This window comes from Streptomyces sp. NPDC047982, from assembly GCF_043204165.1.
Taxonomy (GTDB): Bacteria; Actinomycetota; Actinomycetes; order Streptomycetales; family Streptomycetaceae; genus Streptomyces.
In genome coordinates, this window is record NZ_JBIDBS010000018.1 from 132,332 (window position 1) to 154,326 (window position 21,995).

Consider the following 21,995-nt stretch of genomic DNA (forward strand, 5'->3'; position numbering starts at 1 on the left):
CGCGCTTCCGCCGCGCGGCACCGGGGAAGAACTGCGGAAACGGCGGTCCCGGGGCGAGACTGCTGACCAGGCGGGACGAGGAGGCGCGGCATGCGGGTTCCGACCGGTCGGCGCGAGCGGTACGGACGGTTGCACGGCCCGGACGAGGGGCAGGAGCGGCACGGCCGGTGGGAGCCCATGCTGCGGTCCGCCCGGTGGCGCGGGTGTCTCGCGCTGCTCGCCGGTGCGCTGCCCGCGCTCGCCTTCCCGGCCCCTTCCCTCTGGTGGTCGGCCTACGTGGCCCTGGTGCCGTGGTTGCTGCTGATCCGGTCGGCCGGTACAGGGCGCCGGGCCGCGCTCGACGGCTGGCTCGGCGGGGCGGGGTTCCTGCTCGCCCTGCACCACTGGCTGCTGCCGAACCTGCATGTGTTCCTCGTGGTCCTGGCGGCTCTTCTCGGGCTGCTGTGGGCGCCGTGGGGCCTGGTGGTCTTCCGGCTGTTGCATGGCACGGTGTCCGCCGCGGCGGCCGCGGCCGCCGTCGTCGTGGTGCCGTGCGGCTGGCTGCTGATCGAGACGGTCCGTTCCTGGCAGGGGCTCGGCGGCCCCTGGGGGCTGCTGGGAGCGAGCCAGTGGGAGGTGGCCCCGGTACTCCGCGTGGCCTCGGTCGGCGGTGTGTGGCTGGTGAGCCTCCTGGTGGTCGCGGTGAACACCGCCGTCGTGCTGCTGTTCGTCTCCGGTGCCGTGCGGACGGTCGGTGTCGCCGGCATCGCGCTGTGCGCCCTGTCGACGGGGGCGGTGGCGAGGTGGGCACCGCAGCCCCAGCCGTCGGGCGTGGCGAGGATCGCCGTGGTGCAGCCCGGAGTGATCACGAGCCCGCACAGCGTCGACCGGCGCCTCGCGGCCGGTGAGCGACTGACCGCGTCGCTGGCGGGGCGCGGCCTCGATCTGGTCGTGTGGGGCGAGAGCAGCGTCGGTGTGGATCCGGCCCGGCATCCGGACGTCACCGCCCGGATCGCGGCGCTCTCGCGCCGGGTGGGCGCGGACGTGCTGATCAACGCGGACGCCCGGCAGAACGACGGATCCGGCCGGACGGGGATCTTCAAGTCCGCGATGCTGGTGGGTCCGGACGGGCTGACCGGGGATCGTTACGACAAGATGCGGCTGGTGCCGTTCGGTGAGTACGTCCCTGCCCGCTCACTGCTCGGCTGGGTCACGTCCGTGGGCCGCGCGGCAGGTGAGGACCGGCTCCGGGGCAGCCGTCCGGTGACGATGTTCCTTCCCGACGCGGTGCACGGCAGAGGGCTGCGATTCGGGCCGCTGATCTGCTTCGAGTCCGCCTTCCCCGACATGAGCCGACGGCTGACCCGGGACGGTGCGCACCTGCTGGTCGTCCAGTCGTCGACCTCGACGTTCCAGCACAGCTGGGCACCCGAGCAGCACGCCGCGCTGGGGGCACTGCGGGCCGCCGAGAACGGCCGCCCGGTGGTGCACGCCACGCTCACCGGCGTCAGCGCGGCGTACGGTCCCCGGGGCGAGCGGATCGGCACGCCGCTCGGGACGGGCACCAGCGGGGCCGAGGTGTTCGACGTACCGCTGGCGTCGGGCACCACCCTGTACGTCCGGTGGGGCGACTGGCCGGTGGCGGGTGCGGCGGCCGTCCTGGTCGTGTACGCGGCGTTCGTCGGCGTACGGGCCATGAGGAGGCGTGACCGGGACGCCCGTTCCGACGGGTCCGGCGCGGCGTCGCCGCAGACCGACCGATAGCCGAGAGGGCGTACGGGAGCAGGGGCGTGCCGGGTACGGCCCGGTCAGGCGCAGCCGAGATCGCGCAGGACGCGCTCGCACAGCTCGTGCGTCCGCAGGGCGTCCCGGGCGCTGAGCACCGTTCCGGCCCGCACGGCGTCCAGGAAGGCCAGCACGCACTGCTCGATGCCGCGCTGACGGGCCACCGGCACCCAGTCGCCCCGCCGCCGCACGCTCGGCTGCCCCTTGTGGTCGATCACCTGCGCGAGGTCGAGGACCTCGCGCTTGGTGTCCTGGCCCGAGACCTCCAGGCGTTCCTCGGTCGACCCGCTGCGCCGGTTCATCGTGCCGACGGCGGTGAAGCCCTCGCCGGACAGGTGCAGCACGACGTGGTGCATCAGACCGTCGACAATCCTGGCGTGCGCGACGACGTGCTCGATCGTCCCCGGGGCCAGGAAGCGCAGGGTGTCGACGACGTGGATGAAGTCGTCGAGCACCATGGTGCGCGGGTCCTCGGGCAGGCCGACCCGGTTCTTCTGCATGAGGATCAGTTCGCGCGGGTGCTCGGCGCACTGCGCGTAGCAGGGCGCGACCCGACGGTTGAAACCGACGGCGAGGCTCGTGACGCGCTCCTCGGCGAGGTCCACCAGCCTTTCGGAGTCGGCCAGTTCATACGCCAGCGGCTTGTCGACGTACGTCGCGACCCCCGCCACCAGCAGTCGGCCCACGATCTCCGGGTGTACGGCGGTGGGTGCGTGCACGAACGCCGCGTCCAGTCCCTGGGCGATCAGGGAATCGAGGTCCGCGTGACACTGCCCGGCGGGGATCCGGTGGGCCTGGGCGACCGCGGACAGGGTGGCCGGGGTGCGGGTCTGCACGTGCAGCTCGATCCCGGGAAGAGCGGCCAGAACCGGCAGATACGCCTTCTGCGCGATGTCGCCGAGCCCGATGCATCCGACCTTCACGGGGACTCCCTCTCAGTGTGCGGCGCCGTCCTGCCCGGCGTTCACGCGGGGGCCCGGTGCCCGCCCCGGCCGGTCCCGCGCGTGGCTTCGTCGGGGCAGCATACGTGCGCGGCGGCACGCAGGCCCCGCCGTCCCACGGGCGAGGCACGGGGCCGACGTCTCCGGAAGGAGCACCGGGGCGCCGCCGCGGTGTCGGGCCGGGAGGACGTCGATCAGGTGGTCCACGTCGTCACGGAGGGCCCGCGCCGCGGCGCCGGCGGGACGACCGATCCGTCCGGCGCGGGAACCGAAGGGGTGACGCAGCGGGCCGCGGGGACGTTGCGCCGACCGGCGTCACTCGTGCGGGCCAATCCCGGCTTCCCGGCTCACCCGGCACCGCGACGGCACAGCAGAGTTGATCGGGTGCAACGAACCAGAACCATCGTGAAGCTCCTGGCCGGTGTGGCGGTCGCGACGCTGTCCGGCTGCGTGTCCGTGACGCCGCAGCCGGACGTTCCGCCCCGGCCGGGGAACAGCAGGCCGTCCCCGGACCCGGCACCCCGGATCGCGCGGCCACCGGTCCATGACAGCCTGGCCGTCGAGCCGGGCGCCGGTCCGTCCGCCGCCTCGTCCTCCCCCTCGCACGGCTCGCCGCCGGACGCGCGCCGGGCCGCACCGCACCCTCCCCGGCAGCGGAAGCACACCGGCGCGGTGCGCCACCGCCCGCGCCAGACCCCGCCCGTCGTGTCCGCACCCGTACCGGCGCTGCCCGCCCCGGTCACCGGGCGGGACGTCTGCGCGCTCGGACGGGGGTACGGTCACTGGCCGGCCGACAGCCCGCAGTCCCGCATCTGCGACGCGGCCTACGGCCGCTGATCCCGGGCGCGCACGACGAGCGGGCGGTCCGTCGGCACCGGAGGAACGCCCCGCTCACATCTCCCGCACTCTCAGCTCCAGCCGCGCGATCGCGGCGCGGACCCCTCCGCCGTACCCGTCGTCCGCCCCGTCCTCCGCGAGCACTCCGGAGGCGGCGCGCGCCTGGTTCAGATGGGTCCGGGCCTCGTCGGGCCGCTGGAGCTTCACGTAGTCCGCCGCGAGGTTGAGGTGGAGCGACGGATACAGGACCCGCACCGCGAGCGCGTCGGAGTGCTGCGCCACGCGCTCGCCGGTCAGGCTGTCGGCCGCCGTCAGGGCCCTGAGGTCCCAGGCCAGTTCGTCGCCGGGGTCGTCCTGGGTGTCGGCCATGTAGTGGGCGAGGGTGCACCGGTGCAGGGCGTCGCCGTCCTCGCCGATCTCCGACCAGAGAACCCCGAAACGATTGCGGGCCTCTTCCCGGTCGCCGCCGTGCAGCAGCATGATCGCCTGGCCGATCCTGGTCATGACGGCGTCCGGCGACGCCTCCCGCTGCTCGGTCACCGCGGCCTCCTCGTCCGGTCCACCCGTTCCCCGTCGAACGCTAGGGCCTGCCCGACGGATCTTCGCGGATCTTCGTGGATCAACGCGCGCGGCGCCCGGTGCGGGCGTCACCGGTCGTCGCGCGGCGCAGGAGCGTTCCCCTGCCGGGGCCGCGCACGGTGGCTCTCCCCCCGAGGCGGCGGGGCCGCCGTTCCCGGGGCCGGGCGGGCGCGGCCGACCGGTCCGCCGGACGGCGGCCTTCGGCCCCGGGCGGGGCCGCGCTGTCAGCCCAGGTCGGGGATGCGCCAGTCGACGGCCTCGTGCCCCTGCGCCGCGATCGCCGCGTTGATCTGCGTGAACGGACGGGAGCCGAAGAACTTCTTGGCGGAGAGCGGCGACGGGTGCGCGCCCTTCACCACCGCGTGGCGCGTCTCGTCGATCAACGGCAGCTTCTTCTGGGCGTAGTTGCCCCAGAGCACGAAGACGGCCGGGTCGCGGCGGGAGGCGACCGCGCGGATCACCGCGTCGGTGAACTTCTCCCAGCCCTTGCCCTTGTGCGAGTTGGCCTCGCCCGCGCGCACCGTGAGCACCGCGTTGAGCAGGAGCACGCCCTGCTCGGCCCACGGCATCAGATAGCCGTTGTCCGGGACCGGCAGGCCGAGCTCCTCCTTCATCTCCTTGTAGATGTTCCGGAGGGACGGCGGTGTCTTCACGCCCGGTCGCACGGAGAAGCACAGCCCGTGCCCCTGCCCCTCCCCGTGGTAGGGGTCCTGGCCGAGGACGAGGACCTTCACCTTCTCGTACGGCGTGGCCTCCAAGGCCGCGAACACCTGGTCGCGCGGCGGGTAGACCGGCCCCTTGGCCCGCTCCTCCTCGACGAACTCGGTGAGCTCCTTGAAGTACGGCTTCTCCAGCTCCTCGCCGAGGACGCCGCGCCAGGACTCGGGCAGCAGGTCGGTGTAGGTCACGTCGACAACCTCCGGTAAGTAATACGTTCTTCATCCGAGAACCTACCGGGGACCACTGACAACGGGCCGGGCAAGCCCCTGGTGCCGCGACCGGAAGGTTCACCGGCCGGCGACGCCCGGCGAACCGCTCCGGTCACGGCACCGGCGGGGCTACCAGCTGGCCTTGCGGTAGAACTCCCACATCTGCATGACGACCTGCGGGTCGATGACGCGCTCGCCACCGCCGATGTCCTCGCCCGACGCGACGTACAGCTTGCCCTGCCACAGAGGCAGCAGCCGGACGTCCTCGACCAGGATCTGCTGGGCCCGTTCGAACTGCTTGCTGACCGCGCCCCGGTCGCTCTCCTTGCGGGTCTGGGGCAGCAGCCGGTCCGTGATCTCGCTCTTCGTGTAGGGCATCCCGGTGATGCTGTCCTTGCCCACGAAGGGGGCGATGAAGTTGTCCGGGTCCGGGAAGTCCGGGAACCAGCCGCGCCCGAAGGCCGGGTACTCACCCTTGGTGAAGCCCTCCTGGAACTCCTTCCAGGGCTTGCTCTTCAGCGTGATCCGGAACAGTCCGGAGGCTTCCAGCTGGCGCTTCAGCTCGTCGAACTCCGCTGCGGTGGAGGAGCCGTAGCGGTCGGTGGTGTACCAGAGCGTCAGGGCGACCGGCTCGTCGATCCCCGCCCGTTCCAGGATCCGCTTGGCCTTGGCCGTGTCCGGATCCCCGTAGGCGTCGAAGAAGCTGGTGGTGTGCCCGGCGATGCCCTTGGGGACGAGGGAGTACAGCGGCTCGGCGGTGCCCTGGTAGACCTTGGCGACGAGCGCGTCGCGGTCGACGAGCTGGGCGATGGCCCGCCGCACCGCCACCTTCCCGGCAGCCGGGTCCTCGGGGTTGAAGACCAGGAACCGGATGTCGGCGCCGACCGTCTCGACGATCTTCAGCTCGTGCTTGTCCCCCCTGCCCGCCTCCAGGGCGACGACGTCGTCGGCGGTGAGACCGCGGTAGATCGCGTCGATCTTCTTGTTCTTCAGCGCCGCGACCACGGGAGCGGAGTCCTTGTAGTACCGGATGGTCACCGCGTCGTTCTTGCGGTCCGCGAAGCCCTTGTAGTCCGGGTTCCTGACCAGTTCGGCACGGTCCCCGGGCTTGTAGGAGTCCAGGAGGTAGGGGCCGGAGCCGGTGACCTTGCCGTCGTCCCGGATCTTGTACTTCGAGTACTCGCTCGGCGCGACCAGCGACATCGCGGGGGTGGCGAGGATGAACGGGAAGGTCGCGTCCGACTTGGTGAGGTGGAAGACGACGACGTCGTCCCCCTTCGTCTCGACCCGGTCGAGGGAGCCGAGCATGCCGACGGGGCCGCCCTTGACCTTGATCGCCGATATCCGGTCGATGGAGTACTTCACGGCCTCGGCGTCGAGGTCGTCGCCGTTGGAGAACTTCAGCCCCTTGCGCAGTTTGCAGCGGTAGGCCGTGCTGCTGCTGTCGGTGAATCTGCACGACTGCGCGGCGTCCGGCTCGGGGCGGGTGCTGCCGGTCGGAAAGCTCACCAGCGTCTGGAAGACGTTGCGCATCAGTTCCCACGAGTTGTCCCACGCCGCCGCCGGATCGAGCGTGGAGGGCTCACTGGTCGTACCGACTACCAGCTTCTGTTCCACTTTCGATCCGCTGTCGGAAAGAAGTCCGCAGCCTGCCAGCAGGAAAAGGGAGACAAGGACTGCAGCGACCTGCAGACTGGCCCGGTAGAACACGTGAACGCTCCTCGATCAGCCATGGGACGGCAGACCCTACCGCAGCGCCCTGCCGGGTCAATTCACAGCCCCGACAGGGCACTTGGGTCAATCTCGACGAAATCCTCTCAGGCCGTCTCAGCCCACTCCGGCATTCAGGAACAACCCGCCGTCGACCACCAGGGTCTGTCCGGTGACCCAGCCGGCCTGGTCCGACGTGAGGAACGCGGCGGCACCGCCGATGTCCTCGGGGACTCCGAGACGGCCGAGCGGGTAGGAGGCGGCCGTCTCGGCCTCACGGCCCTCGTACAGCGCCCGGGCGAACCTCGTCTTCACCACCGCGGGCGCGATCGCGTTGACCCGGACGGCGGGCGCGAACTCGTGCGCCAGCTGGAGGGTCAGATTGACCAGGGCCGCCTTGCTCACGCCGTACGCGCCGACGAACGGCGACGCGGACAAGCCGGCGACCGAAGCGATGTTCACGATCGCCCCGCCGTTCTCCTTCTGCCACGCCTTCCAGGTCCGCTGGGCGAAGCCGAGCGCCGAGACCACGTTGGTCTCGAACACCTTGCGGGCGACATCGAGATCGAGGTCCGCGACGGGGCCGAACACCGGGTTCGTCCCGGCGTTGTTGACCAGGAAGTCGATCCGGCCGAACGCCTCCATGGTGCGCTCGACGGCGGCGGCCCGGTGGGCCTCGTCGTGCGCCTTGCCCGCCACCGCGATCACCCGGTCGGAGCCGAGCCGCTCCACGGCCTCCTTCAGCGCGTCCTCGCCGCGTCCGGTGATGCAGACCCGGTCCCCGCGGGCCACGAACGCCTCGGCGATGCCGTAGCCGATGCCGCGGCTCGCGCCCGTGACGAGCGCGACCCTCCCGCTGTCCTGCGCAGTCATGATGTCCTCGTCCCCACGCGTCAGTTGAGCGGCCCGCCGGCTACGTACAGGACCTGGCCGGAGATGAAGCCCGCCTCGTCGCCCGTGAAGAAGGCGATGGCTCCCGCGACGTCCTCGGGACGGCCGACCCGCTGGACCGGGATCTGGCCGGCGGCGACGGCCTGGAACTCCTCGAATCCCATGCCGATCCGGGCGGCGGTCTGCGCGGTCATCTCGGTGACGATGAAACCGGGGGCGACGGCGTTGGCGGTGATGCCGAACTTGCCGAGCTCCTTGGCGAGCGTCTTGGTGAAGCCCTGCAGGCCCGCCTTGACGGCCGAGTAGTTGGCCTGGCCGCGGTTGCCGAGCGCGGAGGAGGAGGACAGCGAGACGATCCGGCCGAACTTGGCGTCCACCATGTGCTTCTGAACGGCCTTGGCCATCAGGAACGCGCCCTTGAGGTGCACGTTCATGACGGTGTCCCAGTCGGATTCGGTCATCTTGAACAGCAGGTTGTCGCGGAGCACGCCCGCGTTGTTGACGAGGATCGTCGGGGCCCCGAGTTCGGCGGCGACGCGCGCGACCGCGGCTTCCACCTGGGCGGCGTCCGAAACATCGCAGCCGACGGCGAGCGCGGTGCCTCCGGCGGCGGTGATCTTCTCGACCGTGTCCTTGCAGGCCGCCTCGTCCAGATCGAGTACGGCGACGGCCCGGCCCTCGGCCGCCAGACGCACCGCGGTGGCGGCGCCGATGCCCCGCGCCGCTCCGGTCACGATGGCGACACGCTGCTCGGTGGTGGACATGCTTGGTTCTCCTCGCCCTCGGATCGCCGCTCAGCGGACGTCGGGGCCGGCGCGGAACCTCGCGTCGCACCGGCCCTCATGACTGAGCGACCGCTTAGTACCTTCAGCAGACGAGACGCTAGAAGCCCCGGCACCCCGTGTCAACGGCCCACGGCCGCGGGGGCGCATGTCGCAAGCCCCGACGCCGCACCGGAACACCGCGGGCGGCGGCGCGTGCGGTGTTCCGAGTGGCGACGTGCGCCGTGCCGGGCGACGCCGTGGGGGACTCGCAGGAGAAGGGGTGACTCAGCGCACCAGCAGATCGAGCAGTCGCTCGACCTCGGCATCCGGGTCGGCGGTGAGACCGCTGTGCACGGGCCCCGGCTGGATCACGGTGGAGCGCGGCGCGATCAGCCATCGGAAGCGGCGTCCGGCGTCGTCAGCGGCGGCCTGGCCGGCGTCCGTGCCGCCCCGGCAGACACCCTCGACGGCGTGCAGGGCGGCGCGCACACCGACCACGTCCGCGCCGGGATCCAGCATCATCAGCTTGGCCTCGTCGAGATGCGTGCGGGCGGCGACGAAGCCCCGCGCACGGCAGTAGACGACGACGCCCGCGTTGAAGCACTCGCCGCGTTCCACCCGCGGCACCACGCGCAGCAGGGCGTACTCGAAGACATCGCGCTCGCTCACCGGTGGTCGTCCTCGTCGTTCGTCTCGGTGCCGCCCTCGTCGTTCCTTCCGGCGGGGTGGGGCCACGGGCTGTCCCCGGTCAACCAGCCGGGCGCCTGCGACCGCTTGGACGGCGTGGGCCCGTCCATCGTGATCCGCTCGTGAATGGTCGCGGCCCGCGGGAGCAGCGCCGCCACGTAGGCGCGGCGCAGTTGGTCCGTGGAGTCGAAGCCCGGCTCGTCGACCAGCCACTCGTCGGGCACGTCGGCCGTGACCTCGGTGAGCAGTTCCTCCGTGACCAGCGGGGCGAGTTCGGCCGCCGCGGACGCGACATCGGGGGCGAACGGGGCGAGCGCGTGGTCCGAGGCGTTGTACGGCTTGGCGGCGGATGCCTGGGCGCCGGGCCAGTTGTGGTGCCAGATCATCGTGGCGCCGTGGTCGATGAGCCACAGATCGCCGTGCCAGACCAGCATGTTCGGGTTGCGCCAGGACCGGTCGACGTTGTTGATCAACGCGTCGAACCAGACGACGCGTCCGGCTTCCCGGGGGTCCACCCGGTAGGCGAGTGCGTCGAACCCGATCGATCCGGGCAGAAAGTCCATCCCGAGGTTGAGCCCGCCGCTGGCCTTCAGGAGCTCCTGCACCTCCTGGTCGGGTTCCGCGAGCCCGATGACGGGGTCGAGCTGGATCCGTACGAGTTCGGGGACGCGCAGCCCGAGCCGCTGCCCGAGCCGGCCGCAGATGGCCTCCGCGACGAGGGTCTTGCGGCCCTGTCCGGCGCCGGTGAACTTCATGACGTATGTACCGAGATCGTCGGCCTCGACGATCCCGGGGAGCGAGCCGCCCTCACGCAAGGGGGTGACATAGCGGGTCGCTGTCACTTCTGTAAGCATTTTCCCAGGCTATCCATTCGCAATACCTTGTAATCAAAAGGGTTTACTGCTCCCCTTTTCCTCCCCGGCTCGGCGGCCCGCGGACCTGGGGGAATCCGCGGAGTCCGGGCCTCTCCCGCCCCGGCGAGCCGCGGCCCGCCACTGCCACCACAGGCGTCGCTCGCCGCGCGTCCGGCCGAGACCGGAGCGCTCCGCGGCGCCGAGTACCACAGCGTATGGCATCGGCATTTCCCCTCCCCCGCGCCCAGCAGCGGCTTCGGCATTGCGTCGCTCGCCACGGCCCTCGCTTCCCGGCAGGGCAAAACCGGGACGCATCAGGTCCCGCTTCCCGGCTTCGGCCTCCCCCGGACACAGCCGGAGATCCCATGGACTACCCGCTCAGGCTTCGCCGTGAGGGCGGCCACCGCCGAAGTCGACAGCCGCGGCGACCAGCCCTGCGGCAGGACCGGTCCGCGGGGCCGGCACGTGCCGTACCCGATCCGGCCGAGTACCGACCGGCTGACGGGCAGGAGCAAGCCTCCCGGCCCCGGATCCTTGGAGCTTTCTCGTGATCAATGTCATGCCAGTGGACGGTGTTTCCCCCGCCCCGGACACACGGGAGCCGGCCGGCAGGAACTCGACGATCTGCGGCGGTGGATCGGCATGGTGCGGCCCGGAAACGGCGACGAGTGGCTGCGGCTGAACGGCGCGGGGGAGAACCTCGCCTGGTCGCCCGCGGACTACGAGAACTTCACCGAGCCCAGGCCGACGCGCCCCGAGCAGGCGGACGGCGAACTTGAGGCGGCTGTACGCCTGTTGCTCGACAACGACTGGGGCTTCCGGCTGCACGCCACCTACGAGGAAACGATCCGCGCCGACCTGGACGTCTTCGCCGAGGTCGCGGCGGACGGCGGGTTCCCCCGCGGTGTGCCATGGTTCTTCGACCACGCCGAGACCGTGTCCGAGACCAGTCTCGACCGGATCGCGGCCATTGGGCGGCGCCCTGTCCATCCAGAACCGCATGATGTTCCAGGGAAGCGCTTTCAGCGAACGCTACCGGGCCGCGCGCACCGCCAACACTCCCCCGATCCGCCGGATGCTCGACTCCGGCCTGACGGTCGCCGCCGGCACCGACGCCACCGGGGTCTCCAGCTACAACCCCTGACTGTCCCTCGAGTGGCTGGTCCGCGGGCGCAGCATCGGTGGGCGGCTGCTGGCGTCCCCGGAGAACCGCGTCGACCGCGCCACCGCACTTCACATGTACACCGTGGCCGGTGCCGAACTCAGCGGTGAGAGCGATGTCAAGGGGATCCTCAAGGAGGGCTACTACGCCGACCTGGCGGTGCTCTCCGAGGACTTCTTCTCGGTGCCGGAGGAGGACATCTCGCACATCGAGTCCCTGCTGACCGTCGTCGGTGGCCGCACCGTCTACACGGCCGGGGAGTTCGAGGGGCTTGCCGCACCGCTGCCCGGCGTGGAGCCGTCCTGGAGCCCGGTCGCCTACTTCGGTGGCTACCACCGGACGGCGGCCCCCACCCCGCCCTCCGGGGTGCGCCAGGCGCAGGCGCTGGTCGAGGCCGCGGCCGAGTCCGCGTCGGGAGGTGCTCGCGGCCATGACCACCGACTCCGCATCGTCCGGCTCATCGACACCGCCCGCCCCGCCGCAGAACGGTCCCGCGACGCCGTCGGCCATCGCGGGGCGCAGCGCTCTCGAATGCCTCCTGACCTTCGTCCTGCTCTTCGGCGTGACCACGATCGTGCGCTGGGTCATGGGCCCCTCCGCCCTCTCCGACGCGGTTCCCGGAATCCATCTCAAGTTGCTGATCGTCGGAGCGGCGGTCGGTCTGCTCATCTCCGGACTGATCCTCAGCCGGCCCGGGCGGCTCTCCGGCGGGCACCTCAATCCCGCGATCTCCCTGGCCATGTGGCGCTTCGGTGTCTTCCCCGGCGTGTCGGTGGCCCCCTACGTCCTGGCGCAGCTCGTCGGCTCGTTCCTGGGCGTGCTCGCGGCCCGGGCGGTGTGGGGCCCGGTAGTCGGGCGGCCCCCGGTCCTCTACGCCACGCTGCAGCCCGCTCCCGGCTGGACGGACGGCTGGCTGTTCGCGGCCGAGGCGGCCGGCATGGGCGTCATCGTGTATCTCGTCGGGTACTTCCTGCAGACCCCCCGGCTGGCCCCCGCCGTTCCCTGGCTCGTCGGATTCCTGATCGGTGCGGCCACCGCGGTGACGGTGGGGGCCCGGCGCATACGGTGCGGAGCGGGCGGCGCCGCCGCAGCGCCCCGTGTCGCGGCCCGGTGTGCCCGGCTACCTAAAGCAGACTGCGACCCGGAAGGGGCCCGAAAGGCGTGTCCCGTGGCCGGCCCGGGGTCCGGCGGCCCGCTCCCACGCGGCGCCGAAGCACCGTCACAGCCGCCCATGATGCGCGTCCCCCCTGGCCGGAATTTCTCCGTTTCCAAGGCCGCCGAAGACGAAGCAGCAACCCTCCTGTCGACGCAGACCCGAAATAATCGCTAAATAAGCGACCAGCCCGGCAGAACCGATCCGCCCGGACTTGACGCCCGTAAAAAAAGTCTCGTACGAAATCCAGTGACTCAACGTCATCACACCTTCAACGTCATTGTCCGGATTCTGCACGGAATTGGACGGCGCCATCGGCTCCTGATTTGCATTGCACCACACCCCGACGGTCAGTTGAGTAAATTCACGGAAAGGCTCATGATGCGCGCTCTGCGTTTCAGTCGTTTCGGAGGTCCCGATGTCCTGCATGTCACCGACCTTCCCGACCCCGTGGCACGGCATCACTGCGAAGCGGTCATCGCCGTCAAATCCGCTTCGGTGAATCCTTCGGACCTGAAGAACGTCGCCGGTCGGATGGAGGGCACGTCCCTTCCCCGCACACCTGGACGCGACTTCTCCGGGGTCGTGGTCGACGGACCACCCGATTGGGTCAACGCCGAGGTCTGGGGGACGGGAGGGGACGTCGGGTTCTCGCGCGACGGTTCGCACGCGGAGTTTCTCGCGATCCCGGCAACGGCCCTGGCCCGTAAACCCGAGCGGCTGAGTTTCGAGGAGGCGTCGGTCGTGGGGGTCAACTTCGTCGTCGGCTGGCTCGGGACCGTCGAGGCGGCCCGGCTGACCGCGTGGGAATCCCTCGCGGTGTTCGGCGTCTCGGGCGGGGTCGGGGGCGCCGTGGCCCAGATCGGCCGCGCGCTCGGCGCCCGTGTCATCGGCGTCGACCGGGTCCGTCCCGCCGACGACACGCCAGCCGCGTCGGCCATCGACGCGTTCGTCCCGCTCGGCGGCGATCCGCCGGATGTCGGAGCGCAGATCAAACGCCTCACGACGGGCAAGGGCGCAGACGTGGTGTACGACGCCGTCGGAGGCGTCACCACACCGGCGGCACTGGCCTCCCTGGCGCACCGCGGCCGGTTGGTGGTGATCTCCTCGGTCGGCACGCGGACCGCGGAGATCGACCTCATCGACTTCTACCACAACGAGACACAGATCCTGGGATGCGACAGCCGCAGGCTCGACGTCACCCAGAGCGGAGCGCGCCTCAACCTGCTCAGGCCGTTCTTCGATCAAGGGAGATTCCGGCCGCTGCCCATTACCGGCCGATACGGCTTGGAGAACGGAAGGGACGCCTATGCCGCGCTCGCGAACGGAACGCGGGGCCGAGTGGTCATGTGTCCTTGAGAGAACAAGGATCGTGTCCACCTCTTCGGACCGGTCACAAACATGTGACCACGGCAGCGCCGTGGCCGCCTGTTCACCGGAGCTCCGAACGGCGGCGACGCCGCTTTTTCGGCCTGTCCGTCAGAAGTGAAGATTCCCCCGGACGCCAGGAGGACACGGACTTCTCCGGCGGAGGAATTCGGGAAGCGACTCCATGCAATCACGGGCCAAGAAAAATCCTGGCCAGGATTGCGACTCCCACAAGTTGTTGACCGTAGAGGGTCGTCGTAGTGTCGGTAGTGCCGCTGCAGAAGCAAGGAGCGGCACCCCTAAAATCCTACGAAGGAGACGAAGATGAAGATTCAGAGCATCTTCGACCACAGGGACAGGGACAGGGACCACGGCGGACGCGACCGTTATGGCGACCATGACCACGGACGCAACAACGGTCGCCACGACGGACGTCACCACGGGCGTGGCGGACGTTACTGACGGCCCCTCGACTTCACCCCCAGCAAGAGGCCGGCCCGCGCCTCAGCGCGGGCCCGTCTCACGTTTCCGGGGCCTTGGCCGGGTCCAGCCGCCCGGGAGTTCGTACGGCCCGGCGCCCCCACGCCGCGTGGTTCGGCGGGACTTCCGATGCCCGGAGCGGGCACGCTCCGCAAGGGCGGCTCAGCCGTGGTGCGCGATGCCCTCCGCCAGCGGAGCGAACAGCGTGTCCCAGTTGCCCGGCAGATGCCGTACCGCGGCACCGAGGTGCAGGCGGATCACCGTCCATTCGTCGGGCCGGGCCCGGGTCCCGTGTTCCCGGACCGCGTGCAGGCACTGGTCGAGGAACTCCGCGTCCTCCTCGTCCAACCCCAGCCGCTCGAACGCGCGTTCCGCCTCCGGTGACTCCTCGAACCAGTCCTCCCATTCGGTGGCCGCGCCCAGGAGGTAGAGCAGGTGGCTTCCGGGGACCGGCAGGTCACCGCGCAGACCTTCGGTGGTGAACTCGCGCTCGGTGTCCTCCGCCAGGGCCGAGTTCCCGGCAGCCGCAGCGACCAGCCCCGCCCAGTACGCCGCGTCGTGGGTACCGGTGGTCTGTCTCATGTACGCGCTCGCGAAGCCCGCCATCGCGTCAGGGTCGTCGATCAGTGGCGAGACGATGATGTCGCTGCCGTAGTCGAAACCGAAGTAGCGGCGGCGGCCGTCGAGCGTGAGCGACTCGATGCCGCCGACATGGCCGACCCGGCCGGGCAGAGGGGCGAAGCGCTCAACACGGTGCTGTTCCATGACGACGACCGTAGCGGCCGCCACCGACATCGAGGGGACGTACGGAGGCTTCCTGACGCTCCCCCACCGCACACCGGCCTCTCGGGAAGCGGAGGTGAATGCACGTCACTTGGTGTTGCGAGCGCCCTTGTCCTGACACGGCTCCGGAGGCTTCGGGCAGAGCCTGTCGCGGCACGGCTTGGGCGGCTTCGGACTGTGCTTGCCCTGTATGCCCGGGCCGTTCCGCGGGGTGCGATCGGCCCTGCCCGGATGTCCGGCGCGTTCAACGGACCCATTCGTACTCGTCGTCCTCCCCGTCGGCGTCCCGGTCCTCGTCGCTGAGGAGATCGTTGATCTCGTCCTCGGTGAGCGTGCCTGTCTCGTCCATGCTCCTCATGATGCAGATCCGGCTCCGGTCGGCTCGGGTGGCCCGGCCGAAACGTGCGGCAACCAGGTCAACAGGACGTAGGACAACTCCCTGCCCCGTGCACGCAGGTACTGCCGTCGGCCCCGAGGAAGGGCCCGCACGACGGGAACGGGGCCGCTGTACGAGCAGCGCCACGGGCTCGTGCGGGGCGCGGCCTTCCGCCGGTCGCACCTTCTGCTCGACACGCACGCGAACCGTCAGCCGGGTCCGGTCGACACCCATGGCACGCCGTCTGGACCACGTCGGTGCCGCGACCGCCGGACGGTGCCGAGGAGGGCCCGGCCATGCTCTCGCGCTTTCTGGAGGCGCACGAGCTCGTCCTTGAGTCCGCGCACTACGCGCGGCCCGGGTGGCCGACATGGGCACGACGCACCGACCTCCTCCGGCCCCGCGCGGGGCCGGAGGACGAACCGGCGGTGATCGGCGTACAGGGCCGCGCACACGAGGGCCGCCCGGTGAAGACCAGCGGGCGCACGACCGCGTCCTCCCGCGCTCCGGCGACCGGCACCGGCCACCGCGAGGACCCCGGCCACGACCGACCCGAGGATCCGGCTGATCCGCACGGGCTGCGCGGCACGTGCTCCGCACCACGGGAAGCGGACGTCGCGGGTCCGCGCGTCCCGGGGTCCGCTCCCGGGATCGGCTGTCAGTGGGGGCTCGTAAAGTCCCGCCCATGAGCGATTTGATGCACGTCCCCTCTGTGCTGCCCTCGCCCCCGCCCCTGACGGGACGACACCCAATGGGACGCCGCGGTCCGTGTGTTGATCGTCGGAGCCGCCGATCCGTCAACCCGCGAGGAGGGGCCCCGCAGCGGCCGGTCGCGATTCCCGGAGCGGCGACGGCCCGCTGCCGTCCCCGGACGCCGTGGAAGCGCTCTGGGAGGGCGGCGCGGACGTGCACGCGGTCGACGCGGACGGCTCGACACCCTCCGCGTGGGCCGCGGATGTCGACGACTCCGATCCGCAGGCCCGGTGGGTCACTCGCTGGAGGTGCTGCGATTCCTCGTCGGGCACGGTGCGCGCCTGGACATGCCGCGCCACCCCGCTCGCGGTGACCCGTTCGCCCACCACAGCTCCACGGCGCAGTCGGTGTACGCCTTCCTGCTCGACCACGGCGCGCCCGTCGACGTCATCGACATCCATGGCAGCACCCCGCTGCACGACGCGGTGCTCCGCGCTCGTCCCCGACCGGTGGACCTGCTCCCGGCACGGGGAGCCGACACCCGAGCGGTCGGCCACCTGGGCCGGACGCCCCCGGGAACCGCGCTGCGTCTGCCGGGGTTCGGCACGGCGCAGCGAAACGCACGAAAGGAGATCACGACCATGCTGGAGAACGCGGGCGCGCCCGCCCATGTCGGCCACCCCGTGACGGAGGGCGGGCCGCTGCCCATCGACATGGCCGCCGTCCGACGGGTCGCAGAGGCGACACGTGCCCGGCTGTCCGAGGCGTGCCGGGCCGCCGGCATTCCGGACGACAGCGCCTGGCTGGCGGAGCGGGTCCGGCCGGAGTACGAGAGCTACCAGGCATTCGTCGCCGAGTTGCGCCACGACTGCGATCCCGATCACGTCCCGTTCCTACCGAAGCTGTGCGCCGAGGCCCTGGGGGACGACGCCCGGACGAACCGCAGTCTGATCGGGGACCAGGAGGTGGGCGAGCCGTTCTTCCACCACGGCGATCTGATCGTGAAGGGGCATCTGGACGTGATGGCCCCCTTCGTGGTCACGGGCTCACTGACCGTCGACGGCTGTATGGAGGACTGCGGCCCGGACTCCGTGGTGGCCGTGGACGGGGATGTGACGGCCCGTGCGGTGCACACCGACGGCGAGATGTACGTCGGCGGCGACATTGAGGCCAGGGTCGTCTACGGCTGCTCCAACGACAACACGCTCCAGGCCCGGACCATCCGCGCCCGCCTGGTCATCGAAGACGAGCACTGCACTGTCGCCGAGGTGGAGGCGGAGACCCACTTCGACCTGGACGACTTCCAGCAGGGGTACGGCGACGGCGTCCAGGAGCGGTTGCGCGAACTGCTGGTGGACGAGGTGTTCAGCAACGAGGAGGACGAGGAAATGCTGGACCGGACGCTCCTCTTCGCCCGACTGCGCGAGGGAGAGAAGGTCTTCCGCGCGGACGGTGCGGCATCCGACTGATCTCGCACCGTCGGCGCACGGGAGGCTGCGGAGGGACGGCGCACGAGACGGTGTCTACGGGCGCAGCGCGGCGAGGACCCGGCCGCGGAGAAGTTCGTACTCCTCGCAAAGTCGCACGATCTCCGCGGGCCGTTCGATCACCTCTCCGCCGACGACCTGTTCCGCGGGGCCGAACTGCTCGCGCGTGAGGTCGACTTCGATCCCCATGCCGAACCGGTTCCACCAGTGGTAGTCCACCCGCTCGCCGTCGACGTGGACCTCTCCGCGTATCAGGTCGCCGCCCAGCAGGTCGTGCAGCACCAGGGCAGTGACCCCGCACTGGTCACGGGCGGGGTTGTCGGGGGTCCAGTCCGGGCGGTGATCCGGCGTCGCCGTGTCCGCGCCCCAGCCGTCACGAATGGCCCGCTCGATGGCGGTGAAGCCGCTCAGTGTCATGCTCCCCAGCCTCGCACACGCCCCCGGCTGCCATGACGTCGAGCCGCCGCCCGGACCCGGCCGACCGGCCGCTCCGCGTCACCCGTCGGACCCAACGATTCCTCGGCCACCCGGAGTAATTCCGGTGGACCGCAGGCCGGTTCACCACCCTCGGACGCCACCGGTGCGCGACGCCCGCTCATGCCGACGCCCGGATGTGCCGATGACGACAAGGTCCCCGGGCCGTGGAAAGCGCGGCTCTTCCGCCGCACGCCCGGGCACGCACACCAGTCATCAGGACCGAAGTCGCGAGCACCGACGGCCGCGACTGTCGCGGAAGGAGAACCGGCGTGAGCACGTCGCAGGAACACGAGGTCGGTCCCGGGCGTCGGACCGTCGTCACAGCGGTCGGAGCCGCCTCGGTGGCCGCCCTGCTCGCCGCGTGCGGCGGCAAGGAGGAGGCACAGGCGGAGGTGGAGGCGGCGTCCGGTCCGAGCACGGCCGCGGAGAACACCCCCGCGGCGGACGGCGGCAAGGACGTCCTGGCGAAGACGGCCGACATCCCGCAGGGCGGCGGCAAGGTCTTCGCCGACCGGGGCGTGGTCGTGACGCAGCCCAAGGCCGGCGAGTTCAAGGCGTTCTCATCGAAATGCACCCACCAGGGATGCGGCCTCTCGAGCGTGTCGGACGGCGCCATCAACTGCGCCTGCCACGGCAGCACGTTCGATGTCGCGACGGGCGCCGCGACGTCGGGTCCGGCCTCGCAACCGCTGCCCACGCGGCCGATCAGGGTCGTGAACGGCTCGATCACGCTGGGTTCCTGACACCGCGAGGAGCGTCGGTCCCGGAACCGGAAGGCGTACCGGGGGCGGACGCGGGCGCGAAACGGGCGGCGGCCGGGTCCGCTCCCGTGGCCGCCGGGCCCGCTCCCGTCCCGGCACCCGACCCGGCGCCGGTGCGCCCATGGCTCTGCCAGCAGGCGAGCACGACGTCGGTGGTCGTGACGGTGGCGACGAGGGCGAGCGTGTGGCGGATCACCGCGGGTGTGTAGTCGGCCGGCACCCCCGCGATCGCATCGGCGGGCACCACCACCGTGTATCCGAGGTTCACCGCGTCGAACACGGCGTTGGGGATGGCCACATTGGCCGAGACCCCGGTGACGACGAGCGTCCGGCAGCCGAGGTTGCGGAGCAGGGCGTCCACGTCCGTCCCGGCGATGGGCGAGAGGCCGTGCAGGCGGCGCACGACGAGGTCCTCGTCCGCGACCTCGACGGGCTCGGCGATCCGGACCGCCGCGGTGCCCGGGTGCTGCCGCACGGGCGATCGGCGGGCGGCCCGGAACAGGCGGGCGTTGGTGTTGGCGCCCCGCCCGTCGGGGCGGCGCTCGGCCACCGCGTGCATCACCTGGACCCCGGCCCCATGGGCGGCCGTGACCAGCCGGGCGATGCGGTCGAGCGTCCCGGACGACCTGACCTCCTCGGCCAGTTCGGGCAGTGCGCTGCCGGGGCCGACGACGCCCTGCTGGCATTCGACCGTCATGAGCGCACAGGTGACCGGATCGAGTTGTCCGGCGATTTTTTCGGCGAGTTGCTCCCTCGACGGCACGGCAGGCCCTTTCGGTCACGGATCGCGTCTGTCGGTGACGGGACGGGTGCCGTCGGCACGCGAACCGGTTCCCTCGCCGACGGACCGGGCGCGGAGGCTAGCCGCCATTGCGCTACGAAGGAAGAGCCTCCATGCTTTCTGACACGCAGTCAGACAAGGGAGAGGGTCCCCATGACCGTCACACAGCGACGGGGCCGCCGGATCATGATGACCGAGACGGAGCGCGACGCCTACCTCGCCGAGCAGCGCACCTGCCGGGTCGCCACGGTGTCGGCGGACGGTCGCCCGCACGTCGGCGCACTGTGGTTCGCCTGGGACGGCACTTCGCTCTGGCTGTACTCGATCACCCGCAGCCTGCGCTGGTCGCAATTGCGCACCGACCCGAGGATCGCGGTGGTCGTGGACGACGGGGTGGAGTACGGGGAACTGCGCGGCGTAGAGCTCTCCGGCCGGGTCGTCCCCGTCGGCGAGACGCCCCGCACCGGCGCGCCTTGCCCCGAACTCGACGTCCCGGAGCGCCTGTTCGCCCAGAAGTACTTCGGGACGGACGCGATGCCGCACGACGGTCGGCACGCCTGGCTGCGGCTCACCCCGCAGACCGTCGCCTCCTGGGACTTCCGGAAGCTCGCGGGGCCGTCCTCGGCCTGAGCACTCCCGCTCCTGACGGCTCCGACCCGGCCATGCCCGAGCGCCCGAACAGCTCCGGCCCGGTGTCCGGGAAGGCCCTACGCCGATACCTCGCCCACCTCCCGAGCGGCCATCCGCGGCGCGCCCACCGCCGCCCTGCCCGATGGGCGCCGTTCCGCTCCGCGCACCGCACGGCGCGAACACGCCGCCGCATCCGCCGCCGCACGGGCACGAGCCGCACTCCGTCCGGCACCGGGCCGCGTCCCAGCCTCGGGGTTGTCCCGTAATCCCTGGCGGGCGTGGCCGTCGCCGCCGCGGCCGGGGTCGTCGACTCGGTGAACGGCTGGGCTGGAACACGCTGGTCGGCGCCCTGGGGTCCTCGCGGGTGCCGTTCTCACCCGGAGCGGGCGGCGCACCCGACCGCCCGGCACCGGACCCCGGCCGGCCACGGGCCGCCGGCCGTGGTCCGTCGCCCGCGCTCCGCCACCGGGGCCGACCGGGGCCAACCGCGGCCGACCGGTCTGCGGTGACCGACCGCCGCTGCGTCAGCCGTAGTTCAGGGGGGCCACCGGACCCGCCGCGGCCGCCACGGCGTCGGCCAGTGGGCCCATGTCGGCGTCCGTGAGCGGTGAGACGGTCAGGCGGATCCCCTGCGGCGAGGCCATCCGGAACCGCGCGCCGGGCGCCACCACCCAGCCCGCGTGCAGCAGCCGCGCCACGGCCCCGGTCTCGTCGTCCACCGGCACCCACACGTTCATGCCGCTCCGCCCGTGCGCCATCACCCCCCGCTCGGCCAGCGCCCGCACCAGCGCGTCGCGCCGCCTCCCGTACGCCCGCGCCACCTCGCCGGGGTCGACGGCGCCCGTGCGCCACAGGTGCGCCACGGCCCGTTGCAGCAGTCTGCTCACCCAGCCGGGCCCGAGCCCCTGCCGGCCCGACACCCGGTCGACGGTGACCGGGTCCCCGGTGAGCAGTGCGACCCGCAGGTCCGGCCCGTACGCCTTGGCGGCGGACCGCACGAACGCCCACCGGTCCGTGGCGCCCGCGAGCGGATGCAGCGGCAGGTCGACGATGCCGTGGCCGTGATCGTCCTCGATCAGCAGCACATCGCGGTGCCGCGCGAGCACCCCCCGCAGTTCGGCCGCCCGCTGCGCGCCTACGGCGGCGCCGGTCGGATTCTGCGCACGGCCCGTGACCACGAGCGCCCGGGCACCGGCGCCCAGCACGCGCTCGACGGCGTCGGGCAGCGGTCCGTCGTCGTCGAGCGCCACGGGCACCGGGCGCAGTCCCAGCGCCGGTACCAGATCCAGCACGCTGCCCCACCCGGGGTCCTCGACCGCCACCGCGTCCCCCGGCCTGAGACGCGCCATCAGCACGCGTTCGATCGCGTCCAGCGATCCGGAAGCGGCGGCGAGAGGCCCGGCCGGCACGCCGTCGGCCTCCAGCGCGGCGCGCGCCAGATCCGCGAACTCCGGCTCCAACGGCGACTGCCCGTACATCCCGGGCTCCAGCGCGTACGCACGCGTCGCCGCCGCGAACGCCTCGTCCAACGCGGGGAGCAGCGCCGGATCGGGGTTTCCCGATCCGAGATCCCGCACCCCGGGCGGCACCTCCACCCGGAGCGACCCGCGCGGCGTGCTCGCGGGGCGCGGGCGCACCCTGCTGCCCCGGCGCCCGGCCGTCTCGATCACTCCGCGCTCGCGCAGCGTGCGGTAGGCCGCCGCCACCGTGTTGGGATTCACCCCCAGCAGCTTCGCCAGCTCCCGCATGGGCGGCAGCGCCTGCCCCGGCGCGAGACCGCCCGAGCCGACCCCCCGCTCCACGCTCGCGGCGATTTCCGATGCGCGCCGCCCTTCGATCCGATACTCTCCTAGCACAAACGGGATTATGCACTAGTACAATGGAGCAG

General features: G+C 71.7%; 20 protein-coding genes and 2 pseudogenes. 9 read left to right on the plus strand and 13 right to left on the minus strand.

Annotated features, from left to right (window positions below; genetic code table 11):
• Nucleotides 1-90: 90 nt before the first annotated feature.
• Nucleotides 91-1,743 carry an apolipoprotein N-acyltransferase gene (gene lnt, locus ACGF2V_RS22455; RefSeq protein ID WP_392912939.1) on the plus strand — a complete coding sequence of 551 codons (1,653 nt, stop codon included), beginning with the start codon at nt 91-93 and terminating at the stop codon, nt 1,741-1,743.
• Nucleotides 1,744-1,787: 44 nt separating this feature from the next.
• Here lnt and ACGF2V_RS22460 read toward each other — a convergent pair whose 3' ends face one another.
• Nucleotides 1,788-2,687 carry a Gfo/Idh/MocA family oxidoreductase gene (locus ACGF2V_RS22460; protein WP_362620025.1) on the minus strand — a complete coding sequence of 300 codons (900 nt, stop codon included), beginning with the start codon at nt 2,685-2,687 and terminating at the stop codon, nt 1,788-1,790.
• Nucleotides 2,688-3,089: 402 nt separating this feature from the next.
• Here ACGF2V_RS22460 and ACGF2V_RS22465 point away from each other — a divergent pair, with 402 nt between their 5' ends.
• Nucleotides 3,090-3,542: a hypothetical protein gene (locus ACGF2V_RS22465; RefSeq protein WP_362707732.1), complete on the plus strand. Its 453-nt coding sequence runs from the start codon at nt 3,090-3,092 to the stop codon at nt 3,540-3,542.
• A 54-nt stretch (nt 3,543-3,596) separates the two neighbouring features.
• Here the strand turns inward: ACGF2V_RS22465 and ACGF2V_RS22470 are convergent, their stop codons facing one another.
• The 7 genes from ACGF2V_RS22470 to ACGF2V_RS22500 all read right to left on the minus strand — a co-directional run bounded on the left by ACGF2V_RS22470 (nt 3,597) and on the right by ACGF2V_RS22500 (nt 9,956).
• The gene (locus ACGF2V_RS22470; protein ID WP_362620021.1) at nt 3,597-4,082 is read right to left on the minus strand and encodes a hypothetical protein; all 486 of its coding nucleotides are present in this window, start codon (nt 4,080-4,082) and stop codon (nt 3,597-3,599) included.
• 263 nt (nt 4,083-4,345) lie between these two features.
• Nucleotides 4,346-5,029 (minus strand): uracil-DNA glycosylase, encoded by a 684-nt coding sequence (gene ung / locus ACGF2V_RS22475; RefSeq protein WP_362620019.1) that lies wholly within the window; start codon nt 5,027-5,029, stop codon nt 4,346-4,348.
• Nucleotides 5,030-5,179: 150 nt separating this feature from the next.
• Nucleotides 5,180-6,760, minus strand: coding sequence for an ABC transporter substrate-binding protein (locus ACGF2V_RS22480; RefSeq protein WP_362707729.1), 1,581 nt, complete (start codon nt 6,758-6,760; stop codon nt 5,180-5,182).
• A gap of 117 nt (nt 6,761-6,877) precedes the next feature.
• Complete coding sequence (locus ACGF2V_RS22485) at nt 6,878-7,633, minus strand: SDR family oxidoreductase (RefSeq protein ID WP_362620015.1); 756 nt, start codon at nt 7,631-7,633, stop codon at nt 6,878-6,880.
• Nucleotides 7,634-7,653: 20 nt separating this feature from the next.
• The gene (fabG, locus tag ACGF2V_RS22490; protein WP_362620013.1) at nt 7,654-8,415 is read right to left on the minus strand and encodes a 3-oxoacyl-ACP reductase FabG; all 762 of its coding nucleotides are present in this window, start codon (nt 8,413-8,415) and stop codon (nt 7,654-7,656) included.
• A gap of 285 nt (nt 8,416-8,700) precedes the next feature.
• Complete coding sequence (locus ACGF2V_RS22495; RefSeq protein WP_362620012.1) at nt 8,701-9,084, minus strand: DUF3037 domain-containing protein; 384 nt, start codon at nt 9,082-9,084, stop codon at nt 8,701-8,703.
• Nucleotides 9,081-9,956, minus strand: a complete 876-nt coding sequence (locus tag ACGF2V_RS22500) for a HipA family kinase (RefSeq protein WP_362620010.1) — start codon at nt 9,954-9,956, stop codon at nt 9,081-9,083. The genes ACGF2V_RS22495 and ACGF2V_RS22500 overlap by 4 nt, the downstream gene beginning before the upstream one ends.
• 609 nt (nt 9,957-10,565) lie before the next feature.
• Between ACGF2V_RS22500 and ACGF2V_RS22505 the strand changes: the two are divergent.
• The 4 genes and pseudogenes from ACGF2V_RS22505 to ACGF2V_RS22520 all read left to right on the plus strand — a co-directional run.
• A pseudogene (locus tag ACGF2V_RS22505) lies at nt 10,566-11,526 on the plus strand (amidohydrolase family protein); the annotation flags it as partial.
• Nucleotides 11,527-11,548: 22 nt separating this feature from the next.
• Nucleotides 11,549-12,448 carry an aquaporin gene (locus ACGF2V_RS22510; protein ID WP_362620008.1) on the plus strand — a complete coding sequence of 300 codons (900 nt, stop codon included), beginning with the start codon at nt 11,549-11,551 and terminating at the stop codon, nt 12,446-12,448.
• Between the two features lie 201 nt (nt 12,449-12,649).
• A complete protein-coding gene (locus ACGF2V_RS22515; protein ID WP_392912944.1) occupies nt 12,650-13,630 on the plus strand; it encodes a zinc-binding alcohol dehydrogenase family protein in 981 nt (326 codons plus the stop codon).
• A gap of 333 nt (nt 13,631-13,963) precedes the next feature.
• Nucleotides 13,964-14,101 carry a hypothetical protein gene (locus ACGF2V_RS22520; RefSeq protein ID WP_362707727.1) on the plus strand — a complete coding sequence of 46 codons (138 nt, stop codon included), beginning with the start codon at nt 13,964-13,966 and terminating at the stop codon, nt 14,099-14,101.
• A 180-nt stretch (nt 14,102-14,281) separates the two neighbouring features.
• Here ACGF2V_RS22520 and ACGF2V_RS22525 read toward each other — a convergent pair whose 3' ends face one another.
• A complete protein-coding gene (locus ACGF2V_RS22525) occupies nt 14,282-14,884 on the minus strand; it encodes a hypothetical protein (protein WP_362620004.1) in 603 nt (200 codons plus the stop codon).
• 1,377 nt (nt 14,885-16,261) lie between these two features.
• Here ACGF2V_RS22525 and ACGF2V_RS22530 point away from each other — a divergent pair.
• A complete protein-coding gene (locus tag ACGF2V_RS22530; protein WP_362707724.1) occupies nt 16,262-17,440 on the plus strand; it encodes a hypothetical protein in 1,179 nt (392 codons plus the stop codon).
• A 54-nt stretch (nt 17,441-17,494) separates the two neighbouring features.
• Here ACGF2V_RS22530 and ACGF2V_RS22535 read toward each other — a convergent pair whose 3' ends face one another.
• A complete protein-coding gene (locus ACGF2V_RS22535; RefSeq protein ID WP_362707721.1) occupies nt 17,495-17,875 on the minus strand; it encodes a hypothetical protein in 381 nt (126 codons plus the stop codon).
• Nucleotides 17,876-18,204: 329 nt separating this feature from the next.
• Between ACGF2V_RS22535 and ACGF2V_RS22540 the strand changes: the two genes are divergently transcribed.
• Nucleotides 18,205-18,678, plus strand: coding sequence for a Rieske (2Fe-2S) protein (locus ACGF2V_RS22540; RefSeq protein WP_362619996.1), 474 nt, complete (start codon nt 18,205-18,207; stop codon nt 18,676-18,678).
• On the opposite strand, the gene ACGF2V_RS22545 is transcribed toward ACGF2V_RS22540, so the two are convergent.
• Nucleotides 18,662-19,459, minus strand: a complete 798-nt coding sequence (locus ACGF2V_RS22545; protein ID WP_362707718.1) for an isochorismatase family cysteine hydrolase — start codon at nt 19,457-19,459, stop codon at nt 18,662-18,664. The two genes, ACGF2V_RS22540 and ACGF2V_RS22545, sit on opposite strands and share 17 nt — an antisense overlap.
• A 171-nt stretch (nt 19,460-19,630) precedes the next feature.
• Here ACGF2V_RS22545 and ACGF2V_RS22550 point away from each other — a divergent pair, with 171 nt between their 5' ends.
• Nucleotides 19,631-20,107: a pyridoxamine 5'-phosphate oxidase family protein gene (locus ACGF2V_RS22550; RefSeq protein ID WP_362619992.1), complete on the plus strand. Its 477-nt coding sequence runs from the start codon at nt 19,631-19,633 to the stop codon at nt 20,105-20,107.
• A gap of 77 nt (nt 20,108-20,184) precedes the next feature.
• Here the strand turns inward: ACGF2V_RS22550 and ACGF2V_RS22555 are convergent.
• Nucleotides 20,185-20,360, minus strand: a pseudogene (locus tag ACGF2V_RS22555) (LysR family transcriptional regulator); the annotation flags it as partial.
• 271 nt (nt 20,361-20,631) lie between these two features.
• Nucleotides 20,632-21,963, minus strand: a complete 1,332-nt coding sequence (locus ACGF2V_RS22560; RefSeq protein ID WP_362619990.1) for an aminotransferase class I/II-fold pyridoxal phosphate-dependent enzyme — start codon at nt 21,961-21,963, stop codon at nt 20,632-20,634.
• Between the last annotated feature and the right edge of the window lie 32 nt (nt 21,964-21,995).